This is a genomic window from Runella defluvii, assembly GCF_014195535.1.
GTDB lineage: Bacteria > Bacteroidota > Bacteroidia > Cytophagales > Spirosomataceae > Runella > Runella defluvii.
Genome location: NZ_JACIBY010000001.1, coordinates 406237 through 421387 on the forward strand (window position 1 = coordinate 406237; position 15151 = coordinate 421387).

Here is a 15151-nt window from a genome sequence, read left to right on the forward strand (position 1 = left end):
TCTTTACAATTGTTAATGGAGGGGAAGGAGTTGGCAAGCTACTTTTGCAACATCATTAAATGTTGCAGTCATGAAACACAAAATTAGAACCGAAATCATCATCAATGCTTCCAAAGAAAAGGTTTGGAGCATCCTCGCCGACCTCAATGCCTATGCCCTTTGGAATCCATTTATTGTAAAAAGTGAGGGCGTTTTACGAGTGGGTACAAAACTCAAAAATACGCTTCAAAATGGAGATAAAACCATTGTATTTAAGCCAGAAGTAATACAGGTAGAGCCTAATCGAAGCTTTGGTTGGCTAGGTTCGCTTTGGGTAAAAGGGCTTTTTGATGGCCATCATTACTTTGAAATTGAAGAAATTTCTGAAAACCAAGTCAACCTTATTCACGGAGAAAATTTCGCGGGCATTCTTAGTTCGCTGATTTTAAAACAAATTGGAAACGACACCCGAAACAACTTTGTCAAAATGAATCAGGCGCTTAAAAATCGGGCTGAACAAGGGGCGTAGGCTCTGTTCTAAGTCTAGTTAACTTTCTCATTTTTATTTTTTTTACTTCTTATCTCATGAAAAAGTCATTTTTTCTTGCTGGGCTTTTATTGCTCATACAAAACTCATTTGCTCAAAAAAACGCGATACAAGATACTGTATCCACTAGTCGTATTGAATTAGAAACTGACCCGATTGCCTTTGCTCTAAATGGCTATTCGTTTCACGTTATTTATGTAAAAAAACGTTTTCGCTACGATTTGGGAATATTTGGAGCTAATCAACCCGAAGCTTACAGCGGAAACAAAGGATTTTTGACATACAGCCGAGGGGTAGGTGGAAAAATCAATTACCTACTTAACCAAAAAGAAACGTGGTTTGCTGGCGTAGGTGCGGGTTATGCCAAGCACAAAATTACCCATAGGGCCTCCGAATTGGTTCAAAATCAAGAAACGTTTAGCATAGGAGTCCATACGGGATACCGGTTTTTCTTCTTTAAAAATACCTCTTTTTCCAACATTTTTATTGCACCTTGGGCAAGCATAGATTACAATATTCCTTTGAATAAGGTGAATTTTGCTTTGGGGAATTATACCACTAAACCATGGTCAATTTTTCCAACCATCCATTTAGGTTATAAATTTTAAATAAATAGGTTTTTGCTGAAGATAAGTGGAGCAAATGGCGATGTTTGACCTCATGCGCAAAAACCCACGGTACTACATGATTATTTTTCCGCAATTCGCGGCACGTCGTAAGTGGTTTGTGGTAGGTTCTAAAACCAACGTGACCGTAAAAGCAAGGCTCGCCCGTATGAAACCGACTAAGTAGTTGCCAGTCCTTCCAAGCTTGTCAAAACTTGGAAGGACTATTCGCTTTTCTAAAAAAATCTCCCTACCTTTGCGGAAATTTTCTACAGGGCATGGCCTCTTTCAATCCAATCAAAATATTTTCTGGCTTACAATCAACGTACCTAGCCGAAAAGATCGCTCGCCACTACGGGCGCGACTTAGGTGGTTACAATTTACGCCGTTTTAGCGATGGCGAATTGTCCCCAAGTTTTGAAGAATCATTGCGCGGATGCGATGTGTACTTGGTTCAGTCAATGTTTGGCTCGGCAGATAACTTCTTGGAGTTGTTGTTGATGATTGACGCCGCCAAGCGTGCGTCGGCTCACGAAGTAACGGCCGTGATTCCGTACTTTGGTTATGCACGTCAAGACCGCAAAGACAAACCTCGCGTACCCATTGCGGCAAAGTTGGTTGCTAACCTTCTGACCGCAGCTGGCGCAGAGCAAATCATGACGCTCGACCTTCACGCAGGAGCAATTCAAGGTTTTTTTGATATACCAATGGTGCATTTGGAAGGCAGCAGCGTGTTTGTTCCTTACATCAAGAGCCTAGAGTTAGAAAACCTCGTTATCGCGTCGCCCGACGTAGGTGGTGCGGCCCGTGCGCGTAATTTTGCGAAGTTCTTTAACGCCGACATTATCCTTTGCGATAAGTACCGCAAACGTGCCAATGAAGTGGCGTCGATGCAGGTAATTGGTGACGTCAAAGACGCCAACGTTGTCTTTATTGACGACTTAATTGATACGGGCGGAACCATGTGCAAAGCCGCTGAACTCGTTATGAGTAAAGGCGCTAAGTCGGTTCGGGCTATTTGTACTCACCCTGTGATGTCAGGAGATGCGCACACACGTATTCGTACGTCGGTATTGGAAGAACTCATCGTTACGGATACCATTCCGTTGCGCGAAGAAAACGAAAAAATCAAGGTATTGTCGGTGTCAGAGCTTTTTGCCAAAGCCATCGGCCGCATCCGTGACCACGAATCTATTAGCTCATTATTTATAAATCCAGCGTAAGCACAAGTTTGCGCTATCTAACACGTACCTTTTTAATCCCAGGGTACGATTCACTCAAACACTCCCCTTAGGGATTAGGGGCCAATTAATTATGAAAAGTACAGAGATTGTAGGGTTTAAAAGAGCGAATCTCGGCAAACAAGAAGCTCGCACGTTGCGTTTAGAAGCAATGGTTCCATGTGTATTGTACGGAGGTGCAGAGCAAGTTCACTTCTCAGCTCCAATGTATTTGTTCCGCGATTTACTTTTTACACCAGATGTGTATAACGTAACGTTGAACATCGAAGGAACTACATACCAAGCGATTTTGCAGGATGTACAATATCACCCAGTAAGTGACATTATCCTTCACGCTGACTTCTTGTTGATTCAAGAAGGAAAAGAAATCAAAGTAGATGTACCTGTTCGTTTCATCGGAACGGCAGTAGGTGTGAGTAAAGGGGGTAAATTGGTACAAAAACTCCACAAAATCAAAGTTCTAGGTATGGCAGATAGCATCCCTGATTACGTGGATGTACCAGTAGCTGAACTTGACTTGGGTAAATCAGTGAAAGTAGGTCATTTGAAAGTAGAAGGGTTCAAAATTTTGAACAACCCTTCGTTGCCAATCGCAGGTGTGGAAATCCCACGTGCATTGCGCGGTACGTTGAAGTAATCTTCTTACGTAAGAAAGCCCCGCATTTGCGGGGCTTTCTTAGTTTTATGTTGTTGGTATGCAAATGCTTATACCTGCTCGCTTTCAGGGAAGAAAGAGTTTAATTTTGCTTTCAACGCAGCTTCTGGAACCGCACCTACTACGCGGTCAACCATCTTGCCATCTTGGAAGAACAACAACGTAGGGATACTACGAATTCCAAATTTAACAGCTGTTTCAGGGTTTGAGTCAACGTCAACCTTACCAACTGTTGCTTTACCGTCGAAGTCACCTGCAAGTTTTTCTACCACAGGGCCTACCAAACGGCAAGGTCCACACCATTCTGCCCAAAAGTCAACCAATGTAATGGTCTTATCAGAATTTTCTACTATTTCGCTAAAGTTAGCATCCGTGATTTCGAGTGCCTTTCCCATTTTCGTAAGAATGACCGGGTCGCCGGTACGATAAATATGTGTTTAAATATTTAATCAGTAAACCATTTGACCCCTTGTAAAAGTTCCAAAGTAAACACAGCAATCTTTCGCAGTGTTCTGATTCAGTGTTTTTGAGGAAAGGGGCTTCGGTTTTGAGAAACCGAAAGTACGAAGTTCGGGTTTTGAGAAACCTGAACCACAGGGAGGATACCGTGAAGGTTTTGAGAAACCTTCACCACGAGCAGAAACCTTCACCACGAGGCAGAAACCTGCGCCACTGGAAAAACCTTCAAGACAGTTTAGGGAAGAGGCTAGTTTTTATTGTCGCTACCAATTGGTCAATGGGGGCAAGGGCATCTAACCAGTGAATTGTTAGACCGTTGCGCTCCATTTTACGGAAAAAGGTCATTTGGCGTTTGGCAAACTGATGAATGGCAACGTTGAGCCGCTCGACCATCGTGTCGTAAGTCAGCACTCCAGTGAGGTATTCGGTCATGAATTTGTACTCTAATCCGTAATAAATGAGCTGTTCGGGAGTAAGTCCTTGGTGGAGCAGGGCCTGTACTTCGTCAATCATCCCGTTTTGAAGGCGCTGATGCAAGCGGCGGGTAATGCGCGTTCGTCGTTCTTCGACGGGTAAATCAAGCCCGAAAATTTGGTAATGAAGCGGGGTGGGTGGTGCTGTTTCAAACGAATGCGTTTGTAGGTACGTAGCAATCTCTATGGCACGCACGAGCCGTTTTCGGGTGGATGTGTCCGCTAGTGAAGAATAAGCCGAGGAAGTGGTATTAAAACGCGTTAACAGGGCTTCATCCGACAGCGTTTCAAGTTGCTGTCGTAGTGTTTCATCAACGGGGATGCTCGTAAACTGGTATTGCTTTAAGACCGATTCGATGTACAGCCCCGTCCCGCCGCATAAAATAGGCGTGTGGCGGCGGCTCTGAATATCGCTAAAAGCAGCCTGAAAATCGACTTGGAAACGATGTACGTGATACGCTTCGCCTGCGTCACAGATGTCGATGAGGTGATAGGGAATGCTTTTCCCGTCAACTACATATTCGTCCAAATCTTTCCCTGTACCGATGTTCATTCTTCGGTACACCTGCCGCGAATCAGCGCTGATAATTTCTCCTTCGATTTGGGCCGCAAGCTGTGTAGCCAAGCGGGTTTTTCCGCAGGCAGTAGGGCCAAGAATGACAATGAGCGGAGCGTTTGTCATGTCAATTAACAAAAAGGTGCTGAAAGACGCGTCTCTCAGCACCAATAAAAAATGGTTTTATCAACAATTATTACACCGTTTCTGCCGCTGGTTCGGTAGGCATTTCTACGACAACAACCTTTTTGGTCGAACGTTTTTGTTTGGCATTGTTCAACGATGCTTTCACAAAATGAACAAACAATGGGTGCGGCGCCATGACCGTACTTTTGAGCTCAGGGTGATACTGTACTCCAATAAAATACGGGTGGTTGGCAAGTTCGATAACCTCTACAAGGTCGTTTTCAGGGTTGATACCCGACATGGTCATGCCCGCTTTTTCGAAATCGGCGCGGTACAAGTTGTTGAACTCATAGCGGTGGCGGTGGCGTTCGCTGATTTTGGTTTTGCCATAAATCTTATGCGCCAACGTACCCGACTGCAACTTACAAGCATAAGCCCCTAAACGCATTGTTCCGCCTTTGTTGGTGATGTTTTTCTGATCTTCCATCATGCCAATCACCGCGTGGTCGGTCTCGCTGTCCATCTCAGTGGAGTGCGCATCGGCCCAACCCAACACGTTGCGAGCGTATTCAATGACGGCCATTTGCATACCTAAGCAAATCCCAAAGAACGGGATGTTGTGTTCGCGAACGTACTGTACAGCGGCAATTTTACCTTCAATACCACGTTCGCCAAAACCTGGAGCTACCAAAACACCGTCGAGCGACGCCATTTTCTCGCCCGCATTTTCAGGAGTGAGGTGTTCTGAGTGAATCCATTCGATTTCGACTTTGCACTCATTAACCGCACCTGCATGAATAAACGACTCAGTTATGGATTTATAGGCATCGTGCAATTCGACGTATTTACCCACTAAGCCAATACGAATGTGGTGTTTTGGGTTTTTGAGGCGGTCCACAAAAGTTTGCCATGCATCCAAATCCACGTCTTTGTCGTCGTAGATGTCTAGCATATACAACACGCGTTGGTCGAGGCGTTCTTTTTTCATCAAAAGTGGTACGTCGTAAATCGTCGATGCGTCCATGGCCTCAATGACCGAAGCGGGTTGAACGTTACAGAACAACGCGATTTTACGGCGCATTTCGTGCGGAAGTGGATGTTCCGTACGGCATACCAAAATATCGGGTTGAATCCCCGATTCTTGGAGCATACGAACTGAGTGCTGGGTAGGTTTTGTTTTCAACTCACCTGCCGAACTCAAATACGGAATCAGCGTCAGGTGAATGACCAATGCATCGTTTTCGCCCAATTCAAATTTCAACTGACGAACGGCCTCTAAGAAGGGGAGAGACTCGATATCGCCCACACAGCCTCCGATTTCGGTAATCACGATGTCGTATTCGCCCGATTCGCCGAGAAGAAGCATTCGTTTTTTGATTTCATCGGTAATGTGAGGAACGACCTGTACGGTTTTTCCCAAGAAGTCACCACGGCGTTCGCGCATGATGACGTCGTAATAAATACGGCCCGTTGTGACGTTATTAGCTTGCGAGGTACGCTCATTCAAAAAGCGCTCGTAGTGCCCCAAATCGAGGTCAGTTTCGGCGCCGTCGTCTGTTACATAGCATTCACCGTGTTCGTAGGGGTTGAGTGTTCCTGGGTCAACGTTGATGTAAGGGTCAAATTTTTGAATCGTGACCGACAATCCGCGTGATTGGAGGAGTTTTGCGAGTGAAGAGGCAATAATCCCCTTTCCCAATGAAGATGTTACACCGCCAGTAACGAAGATATATTTTGCGGTTTTTTGCCCGTGAGCAGCCATGACTTTGGAGTTTGTTTGGACTGGTTACGGGATACAAAGGTACATAATTTTACGTCTGTGTCGCTATCTAAATTGAACTTGGTTTTTAATAAAAAGGCTAAGTCGTTGATAGACAGCAGTGAAAATTGTATTAAAAAAAGTTGATAATTATCTCTGTTGCTGGCTTACCAAGAGATTAATCTAACTTTTGTACATTTACTCAGAGAAGTGATTCGGAGGATTATTCCCTGTAGAGCGAGTGTTTTTATTTTTAAATTTTCTCATTTTCAAATTAAGTAATTTCTTGCTATGTCCACGATTTTTCGTTTGTTGTTGCGGGTTGTTTTTGCAGTGGTCTTAATCAGCGGAGTAATTGCGCTGTGGGAAGCGTTCAAAACGGGGAATTGGTTTTCGCTAGGGGCTGAAAACGAGACCCAAACTACCCACGCCGTGGTGCTCGAAGAAGTACAAGCGCTGGGGAAATTAGAGTTAGTTCGGTACAATTTTAAGGACATTGTCGAGCACGAACAGGTGACGAAATGGCTTCCTAATGCCAAAGCGGTTTTGATAGTACAGGGAGAAGCGATTGGTTGCATTGATTTGACCAAAATCACCACTTCTGACGTCACGGAGGCGTCGGATACAGTCATTGTACATTTGCCCGAACCCGAGCTTTGCAGTTACAAAATCGACCATTCCAAATCGAAAGTTTATAACACCGAATACGCCTTCATGGAAGAGGCAAAACTCGTGCAAGCGGCTTATCAACATGCCGAACAGCAAATTCAAAAAGCGGCCTTAGAAATGGGGATTTTGGAGCAGACCAAACAAAACGCCAATCAAATCTTGAAACCTGTACTGGAAAAAGTATCAGGGAAAAAAGTAGTGCTTCGCTATCGGATGAAAGCGACGCTGGCGAAGCCTCGGTGACACAAAATGAGTTTTTAACCTATGATGATACAAATGAAAAAAACACTTTTACTTGGCTTATTGGTGGCGGGGCTAGGGGGCGCTCATGCCCAAACCACGACCGTGGCGTCGCCCGACAAAAACATTGTGCTCAAGACCCAACTTGCCGCCAACGGCACGGTGTCGTACAGCGTTTCCTACAAAAAAAATACGTTTGTGGAGCCGTCCACGTTGGGGTTTTCGCTGAGTCGCCCCAAAACGATGCTGACGCAATTTTCGCTGGTGAGCATAGACTCGTCCACCGTGGACGAAACGTGGAGGCCCGTTTGGGGGGAAGTGAATCAAATTCGGAACCACTACAAAGCCCTCACGCTGACGCTCAAAGACAAAGCGGGGATTGTAGTGAAAGTGGCCTTTCGGGTGTTCAACGAAGGAGTAGGGTTTCGGTACGAATTTCCAAAACAAGAACACCTCAATCACTTTGTAGTCGCCGACGAACTGACGCAAATCAACTTGGCGGGCGATTACAAAGCCTTCTGGATTCCAGGCGATTATGATACCAACGAGTATTTGTACAACACTACTCCGTTGAGCCAAGTGGACGCAGTGGCGGCGGCGGCTAAGGAAACCGACATCGCGCTCAAATCGGTCATTGGGCCAAACGTGATTCAAGTGCCGCTGATGCTAAAAAACCCAACGGGAATGTACGTCAACCTCCACGAGGCGGCGTTGGTCAATTACCCCGTGATGCACTTGGCTTTGGACAAAAAAACGTTTACCCTGACCTCTCACCTTGTGCCCGATGCGGTGGGCAACAAAGCCTATTTGCAAACGCCATTTACAACCCCGTGGCGTACCATCAACGTAAGTGATAAAGCGACGGATATTTTGGCGTCGAAAATGATATTGAACCTCAACGAACCTTCAAAAATTACGGACGTTTCGTGGATTAAGCCCCAAAAGTTTATCGGTATGTGGTGGGAAATGCACGTGGGGAAAGCGACTTGGGAAAAAGCCTCTGGCAAGCACGGAGCCAATACGGCCAACGTAAAAACCTACATCGACTTTGCTGCTCAACACGGCTTTGATGGGGTGCTAGTAGAGGGCTGGAACGAGGGTTGGGAAGACTGGTTTGGCAATTGGAAAGAAAATGTGTTCGATTTTATCACCCCTTATCCTGACTACAACACCAAAGAACTGACCGACTATGCTCGTCAAAAAGGCGTTCGGATTATCATGCACCACGAAACGTCGGGGGCGGTGACCAACTATGAGCGTTGGATGGATAAAGCCTTTCGCTACATGCAAGATAATCAGATGAATACCGTCAAAACGGGCTACGTGGGGCGGATTATTCCGCGCGGTGAACACCACGATGGGCAATGGATGGTGAATCATTATGAGCGCGTGGCCCAAAAAGCCGCCGAGTACAAAATCATGGTGGAAGCCCACGAGCCTGCGCACCCTACGGGCTTGCATCGGACGTATCCCAACTGGCTGGCCAACGAAGCCGCCCGTGGAAATGAGTTTAACAACGCCCCTAAACTAGGACTTGTGCCCGAGCACGAAACCATCTTGCCGTTTACGCGCTTGATGGGTGGCCCAATGGACTATACGCCTGGCTTTTTCCATTTCCAACTCAACCAGTACGATGCTTCGCGCACGACGCGCGTTCGGACGACTTTGGCCAAACAACTGGCGTTGTACGTGACCATGTACAGTCCTTTGCAAATGGCGGGCGATTTTCCCGAAAACTTTAACAAACATTTGGATGCGTTCCAGTTTATCAAGGACGTTCCCGTGGACTGGGACGATACCAAAGTATTGGCGGCTGAGCCAGGCGATTTTATTACCATTGCCCGCAAAGCAAAAGGAAAACCAAACTGGTTTTTGGGGGCTATTTCGGACGAAAACGCGCGGACTTCGGTGTTAAACTTTGATTTTTTGGAGGAAGGAGCCACGTACCAAGCCACCATTTACCGCGACGGGGAGGGGGCTGATTGGAAAACAAATCCCGAGGCGTATGAAATCGAAAAAATGACCGTTACTAACAAAACCACCCTGAGCATTCGACTTGCCAAAGGCGGAGGGTGTGCCATTAGCATCATTAAACAGTAATTTATATTCATCAAAAACAAAATGAAACCCTCAACATTAGCCATTTTAAGTGCTAAAGCACAAGTTAATCGTTATTTGTTAACAGTTATCCATTCAAAGCCAACGGATTATACTAAGACAAATGCCCTGAAATTTTTACCCATCTATTTAGTAGGTACTTTTTTTCTTTTCTGGGGCTCAGCTTGGAGTCAAACCAACGAGCTTCGGCAGCGTTTACAACGCGTTGCTGCTACTACCCAAGGAATGTTGGGTGTCGGTATAGTTGACTTGAGTAACGGCGATACAGTGAGTGTCAATGGGCAGGGGCGTTTTGCAATGCAGAGCGTGTATAAATTCCACTTGGCCTTGGCGGTATTGAGTGAAGTCGATAAGGGAAAATGGGCGTTGGAACAAAAAATAAAAGTGACTAAAAAAGACTTGTTGCCTAATACGTGGAGTCCTTTGCGGGAAAAATACCCCAACGGTGAGGTCGAACTTCCGCTGCGCGAAATCCTTGAATACACCGTGGCGCAAAGCGATAATAACGGCTGTGATATTTTGTTTCGTTTGGTGGGTGGGACCAAAGTGGTGGATAAATACATCAAAAGCATTGGTATCAATGAGGTAAATATCGTAGGTACCGAAGAAGAAATGCACGCCGATGACCGCGTACAATTTGACAACTGGAGCACGCCGCGTTCGGCCGCGAAGTTGCTGGCGGTGTTTCACCAAAAGAAGGTCCTCTCCAAAAACAGCTGGGATTTCTTGTGGAACACCCTCGTTGGCACCACCACGGGGCCGCGTAAACTGAAAGGAGTATTGCCGCAAGGAACAATCGTAGCGCACAAAACGGGCTATTCGGGCGTAAACAAACAAGGAGTTATCACGGCTACCAACGATATTGGTATTGTACAGTTGCCCAACGGTAAGCGGTTTGCCATCGCAGTTTTCCTAAACAATACCACCCTCCCAGAAGCGGAGTGCGACCGAGCCATCGCAGAAGCCGCCAAAGTGGCGTGGGATTATTTTTTAGGGAAATAGCTTCCAAAACGTTGTTTAGACAGTAATTTTGCCAGTATATCTTCTTGCCACATTTTCAAATTCTCAATTTAAATGCGTATCGGAATCTTTTTTGGCGGCCCAGCGCGTGAGCGCGAAATCTCTTATGCGGGTGGTAAAACTGCCTACGAAAACATCGACAAAACGTTGTTCACCCCTGTATTGGTGTTTGTGGACAGCCTCGGTAATTTTATCCTGACCGACGAGGAAAAATTGTATCATTCGGGGATTCGGGAATTTTATCCTGGGCCTGCGTTTCGCGACGGTGGGTTTGAAGTGTATATCGAGTCGTTGCAGCAGCAGTTGGCTCCGCAGGAAATTGAGGCATTGATGCACGCTATTGGAACGCCAATTCAGCCGAAAAACTTTAAAACGTATTTCGATTTTGCCTTTATCATCCTTCACGGTCCCGACTGCGAAGACGGTGCTATCCAAGGTTTGTTGGAGTGGCATAAAATCCCGTATATGGGGCCAGGCTTATTGGGGTCGGCAGTGAGTATTGATAAAATTTTGCAAAATGAGCAAATCGCCCGCGCCAATGGCCAGCAGAAAAAAATGCAGGTGGTTCGCTGGGAACAATGGCGTGGAACGGAAGCCGCCGAGGTATTTGAAGCAGCCAAAGCAGAGTTGGGCTTGCCGATTGTGGTAAAAGCCCCTCACCAAGGCTCGTCGATTGGGGTGTCAATTGTTAAAGAAGATAGCCTCGAAGACTTTGTGAAAGCCATGAACCAGTGCTTTTTTGCTTTGGAAGTAACCACCGACGAATGGAAAGGCTATTCGAATGAGGAAAAACACGCATTTGCGCAGCGCATTGCCAATCTCGACGAAAGCATCGGTTATCCAGTCGTGATAGAACAAACGGGCGAATTTATCTATCACCCCACCGAATTGATTGAGAAATTAAACAATTATTCCCCCATTGGGGGTAAGGGGGCTTTACTTTCCGCTAACGCCGAAGACCAAGTCTTGTTGGAGGAGTTTGTGAAAGGTCAAGAGTTTTCGTGCGGGGTGATTCAGGACAACGATGGTACGGTGATTGCGTTGCCGCCGACTGAGATTGCCAAACTCGAAGAAAATCAGACGTTTGATTTTAAAACAAAATATAAACTAAACGTTACTCGGAAATTTATTCCCGTACGTACGTCGCTCGAAAACAACCAAAAGATTCAGTACAACATTGCGCTGGTATTTGAAAAAATGGGCATGAATTCGGTCGCACGGATTGACGGATTTTTAACGCCCGACGGACGCGTATTGCTCCACGACCCCAACACCCTGCCTGGGATGTCGCCAACGTCGTTGATTTTTAAACAAATGGCGGAAATTGGTTTGGACGTTACGCACGCCATCACATACTTGATTCGTCAGTCGTTGCGCGAACGCATTCGTACTGGAAAAGACACGGTGCATTTGCGCCAATTATTGGCGGCATTGGACGAAAAAATTGCCGCTCAATTGGCCGAAATTACAACCGAAGAAGTGGTGTTTGAACCCACCCAAGAAGGCTATTTGGATGGCCGCCGTCGTTTTAGTCAATTGTCGGCTTCGGGCAAAGTAAAACCTATTGCCGTGTTGCAAACCAGCGAATCAGAAAAAGTTGTGATGCCAGTCAATCTCTTATTCAAAGATACCATCGACGACGTTTTAGAGGCGTTGGCGCAGCCCATTCATCCGCTGATTGAAGAAACCCGCGCCAAAGCCATCAACGTTACGAAGCGTTTTGTGGGTTGATTTGAATCCCAATGGATTCACCTCTAAAAAATGGCGTTGAATTCCTGAAAACGCTGGAGTAAAACAAGGTTCTTTTGAGAACAATTTGTTTACTCCAGCGTTTTTCTTTTTGAAATACGGATGATGGGGGAGTAAATTTTCCCATTTTTCAGTATTTATAGCAAGAGACCTTTCCGATTACGTCAGTATCATGTATAAAGTAGCTTTTCGACTATTCGTTGTTTTGTTCGCTTTCCGTTCGTGGGCGCAGTCCGACACCACCATTACGCTGCAAGCCATCACGGGACTTCAATTTGATTTGGCGCGTTTTGCCGTCAAACCCAATCAAAAAGTTAAGATTTTGTTTAAAAACGAAGACGACATGGCGCACAATCTGGTGATTACTCAACCCGATAAACGCCTACTCGTGGTAGAAACCGTCATCAAAATGGGGGACAAAGCCCAAGCAGTCAATTACGTTCCGCCCATGCCCGAAGTACTCGTGGCGAGCAAAATCTTAGTGCCTAATACCACCGAAACCATCACGTTTACTGCACCTGCGACCGAAGGTGTGTACCCGTACGTGTGTACCTACCCAGGACACGGCTATGTGATGTACGGTGCGATGTACGTCACTACCAAGCCGTTGCCGTTGCTTGCAACCGACCCCAACATTCCACCTTCGCGCCAAACGTTGGAGCGCATCCCAAGTTCGCCGCACCCTTTTCCGTTAGAATATCCGTTGCTTTACCGTACGTTCATGCCCGACTGTAGCCCCGCGGCCATTGCCGTAGCGTTGTCGGCGTCTCATGCTTACTGTTTTGATGCGGGTAAGTGTTATTTGCGTTATGCGTGGCGAGGCGGATTTGTGGACAACACCGACCATTGGAAAGGCAACGGAAATGCGCTAGGCAAAATCCAAGGAACAATTTATTTTAAAGACAACGTCACCTACCCACTGCGCGTAGGGAAAGCTGATAAGTTACCCGAAGTTGATTTTAAAGGTTATACCCTGACCAATCGCCTGCCGACGTTCCGATATGCTATTGATGGGGTAGAGGTTCGCGAAACGCTCAAGGCATTGCCCAACGACGAAGGAGTATCGCGGACGTTTGTTTTTAGTAAACCTACCACCCAAACCGTGTATTTGGTGACCCAGCCTACGGATGGTATTACCTACAAGTCGTCGGTGGGAAAGTGGCAAAACGGTACGCTGACGCTGCCTAAAGGCACGACCAAATGCGTCGTGACGATGCAGGCTCCCCCCGTTGCTCACGGAGCGCATCACGGGCATTAACAGCCGTGATTTCGGTTGCTCACAACCGAAAATCTTGCGACGAAATTTAGTTCGCAGCGGGTCGCGGTTATGAGTAACCGCTTGCACGGATTGTGTTTTCGGTTGCTCACAACCGAAAACTATCAAAAAAGAAATTACGTAAAACGAATACAATTAAGCATAGCATCAACAATGAATTCACCCAAAAGTAGAGGACCACACAAACGCTTTTTGATTGTCTATTTTTTGGTTCAATTGATCATAAGTCCGTTGTTTGCGCAGCGCGACACGATTACCAATTATTACGAAACCGAGCAAATCAAACTGCCCAAAGGGCTACGGGCCGAGACGGGCGGGATGGATTTTATGCCCGACGGACGGTTGGTGGCGTGTTTTCACTTGGGGGAGGTGATGACGTACAACCCCAAAACCAAAGTTTGGAAGAAATTTGCGGAAGGTTTGCACGATCCGTTGGGCGTAGCAGCCATCAGTAATACGGAGATTTTGGTGATGCAGCGCCCCGAATTGACGCGCATCAAAGACACCAACAACGACGGCGTGGCGGATGTTTATGAGACTGTCACTGACGATTTTGGGATGTCGGGCAATTACCATGAGTTTGCTTTTGGGCCGCTCAAAGACAAAGACGGTAACTATTTTATTGCCCTCAACGTCGCCTCCAACGGTGCGGGGATTCGTCCCGAAATTCGCGGTACGTACGACTCACTGAGCCGCGATGGGCGGATGTATTCGTGTGTGCCGTACCGTGGTTGGGTGATGAAATACAACGTAAAAACGCAAAAATTGGAGCCTTATGCCTCAGGTTTTCGTTCACCCAATGGGCTAGGATTTGATGCCAAAGGTCGTTTGTATGTGTCAGACAATCAGGGAGATTGGCGCGGTACAAGTCCGTTGTATCACGTTGAAAAAGACAAGTTTTACGGACACGTGGCAAGCTTAATTTGGAAAAAAGACTTTCCTCGCGTTAAGCCCCTTTCGTTGCCCGTCGAACAGCTTGACAGTATGCGTACCCGCGAAGCAATTGCGTTTCCACATACCGAAATCGCCCATTCGGTGACGCAGCCTTTGCTCGATAACACGGGTGGAAAATTTGGACCCTTTACGGGGCAACTATTCATTGGAGAAATGGATTACCCGCGTTTGGTGCGTTTGTTGATGGAAGAAGTGGGTGGACAAATGCAGGGCGCTTGCGTGGCTTTTGGCGACGGAACGGGGCTATTGAAGGGAAACAACCGCTTGGTATTTGATAAAAACGGCGATTTGTGGATTGGACACAACGACCACGGTTGGGTAGGCGACGAAGGACTTTCGCGTATTCATTGGAAGGGCAAAGTTCCGCTAGAAATCATGGCCATGAACCTCACCAAAGAAGGGTTTGAACTTACGTTTTCGCTGCCCGTAGATGCCAAGATAGCGGCCAATCCGAGTTTGTATAAATTTCAGCGTTATTACTACAAATACCACCGCCCCTACGGCTCGCCCAAAACCGACGTGGCCGACGTCGCCGTGAGAGAAGTGACGGTATCGCCCGACGGAAAAAAAGTGTCCTTCAAATTGGCCGAATTGAAAGCGGGCTACGTTTATGACCTCAAAATGGGCGAACTAAAAACTGCTGACGGAAAGCTGCTAATGAACCGCGCGATTTATTATACGTTGAATAAACTGAAGTAGGAAGTCAGCGGAGAAAAGCGTATTTT

At 46.5% G+C, this 15151-nt stretch carries 13 protein-coding genes; 10 read left to right on the forward strand and 3 right to left on the reverse strand.

Annotated elements, in window-relative coordinates; all coding sequences use genetic code 11:
* The first annotated feature begins 70 nt into the window (after positions 1-70).
* The 4 genes from FHS57_RS01650 to FHS57_RS01665 all read left to right on the forward strand — a co-directional run bounded on the left by FHS57_RS01650 (position 71) and on the right by FHS57_RS01665 (position 3009).
* Positions 71-508 carry an SRPBCC domain-containing protein gene (locus FHS57_RS01650; protein ID WP_183971116.1) on the forward strand — a complete coding sequence of 146 codons (438 nt, stop codon included), beginning with the start codon at positions 71-73 and terminating at the stop codon, positions 506-508.
* Positions 509-564: 56 nt separating this feature from the next.
* The gene (locus FHS57_RS01655; RefSeq protein ID WP_183971117.1) at positions 565-1134 is read left to right on the forward strand and encodes a hypothetical protein; all 570 of its coding nucleotides are present in this window, start codon (positions 565-567) and stop codon (positions 1132-1134) included.
* Positions 1135-1409: 275 nt separating this feature from the next.
* Positions 1410-2354: a ribose-phosphate pyrophosphokinase gene (locus tag FHS57_RS01660; RefSeq protein ID WP_028521923.1), complete on the forward strand. Its 945-nt coding sequence runs from the start codon at positions 1410-1412 to the stop codon at positions 2352-2354.
* Between the two features lie 91 nt (positions 2355-2445).
* On the forward strand, positions 2446-3009 hold the full coding sequence (locus FHS57_RS01665; RefSeq protein ID WP_183971118.1) for a 50S ribosomal protein L25/general stress protein Ctc: 564 nt from the start codon (positions 2446-2448) through the stop codon (positions 3007-3009).
* A gap of 68 nt (positions 3010-3077) precedes the next feature.
* Here FHS57_RS01665 and trxA read toward each other — a convergent pair whose 3' ends face one another.
* From trxA to pyrG, 3 genes are all read right to left on the reverse strand, one after another.
* A complete protein-coding gene (trxA, locus tag FHS57_RS01670) occupies positions 3078-3422 on the reverse strand; it encodes a thioredoxin (protein WP_183971119.1) in 345 nt (114 codons plus the stop codon).
* A 289-nt stretch (positions 3423-3711) separates the two neighbouring features.
* Positions 3712-4641: a tRNA (adenosine(37)-N6)-dimethylallyltransferase MiaA gene (gene miaA, locus FHS57_RS01675; protein ID WP_183971120.1), complete on the reverse strand. Its 930-nt coding sequence runs from the start codon at positions 4639-4641 to the stop codon at positions 3712-3714.
* A 70-nt stretch (positions 4642-4711) separates the two neighbouring features.
* Positions 4712-6403, reverse strand: a complete 1692-nt coding sequence (pyrG, locus tag FHS57_RS01680; protein ID WP_183971121.1) for a CTP synthase — start codon at positions 6401-6403, stop codon at positions 4712-4714.
* Positions 6404-6691: 288 nt separating this feature from the next.
* Here pyrG and FHS57_RS01685 point away from each other — a divergent pair, with 288 nt between their 5' ends.
* The 6 genes from FHS57_RS01685 (at position 6692) to FHS57_RS01710 (ending at position 15125) form a co-directional block, all read left to right on the forward strand.
* A complete protein-coding gene (locus tag FHS57_RS01685) occupies positions 6692-7312 on the forward strand; it encodes a DUF4230 domain-containing protein (RefSeq protein WP_183971122.1) in 621 nt (206 codons plus the stop codon).
* Between the two features lie 33 nt (positions 7313-7345).
* Positions 7346-9409 carry a glycoside hydrolase family 97 protein gene (locus tag FHS57_RS01690; RefSeq protein ID WP_183971123.1) on the forward strand — a complete coding sequence of 688 codons (2064 nt, stop codon included), beginning with the start codon at positions 7346-7348 and terminating at the stop codon, positions 9407-9409.
* Between the two features lie 21 nt (positions 9410-9430).
* The gene (gene bla, locus FHS57_RS01695; protein ID WP_183971124.1) at positions 9431-10429 is read left to right on the forward strand and encodes a class A beta-lactamase, subclass A2; all 999 of its coding nucleotides are present in this window, start codon (positions 9431-9433) and stop codon (positions 10427-10429) included.
* Between the two features lie 72 nt (positions 10430-10501).
* Entirely contained in the window at positions 10502-12178 is a 1677-nt protein-coding gene (locus FHS57_RS01700; RefSeq protein ID WP_183971125.1) for a D-alanine--D-alanine ligase family protein, read from the forward strand.
* Between the two features lie 190 nt (positions 12179-12368).
* Positions 12369-13454 carry a plastocyanin/azurin family copper-binding protein gene (locus tag FHS57_RS01705; protein ID WP_183971126.1) on the forward strand — a complete coding sequence of 362 codons (1086 nt, stop codon included), beginning with the start codon at positions 12369-12371 and terminating at the stop codon, positions 13452-13454.
* Positions 13455-13625: 171 nt separating this feature from the next.
* A complete protein-coding gene (locus tag FHS57_RS01710) occupies positions 13626-15125 on the forward strand; it encodes a DUF7133 domain-containing protein (protein WP_229601233.1) in 1500 nt (499 codons plus the stop codon).
* The last annotated feature ends 26 nt before the right edge of the window (positions 15126-15151 follow it).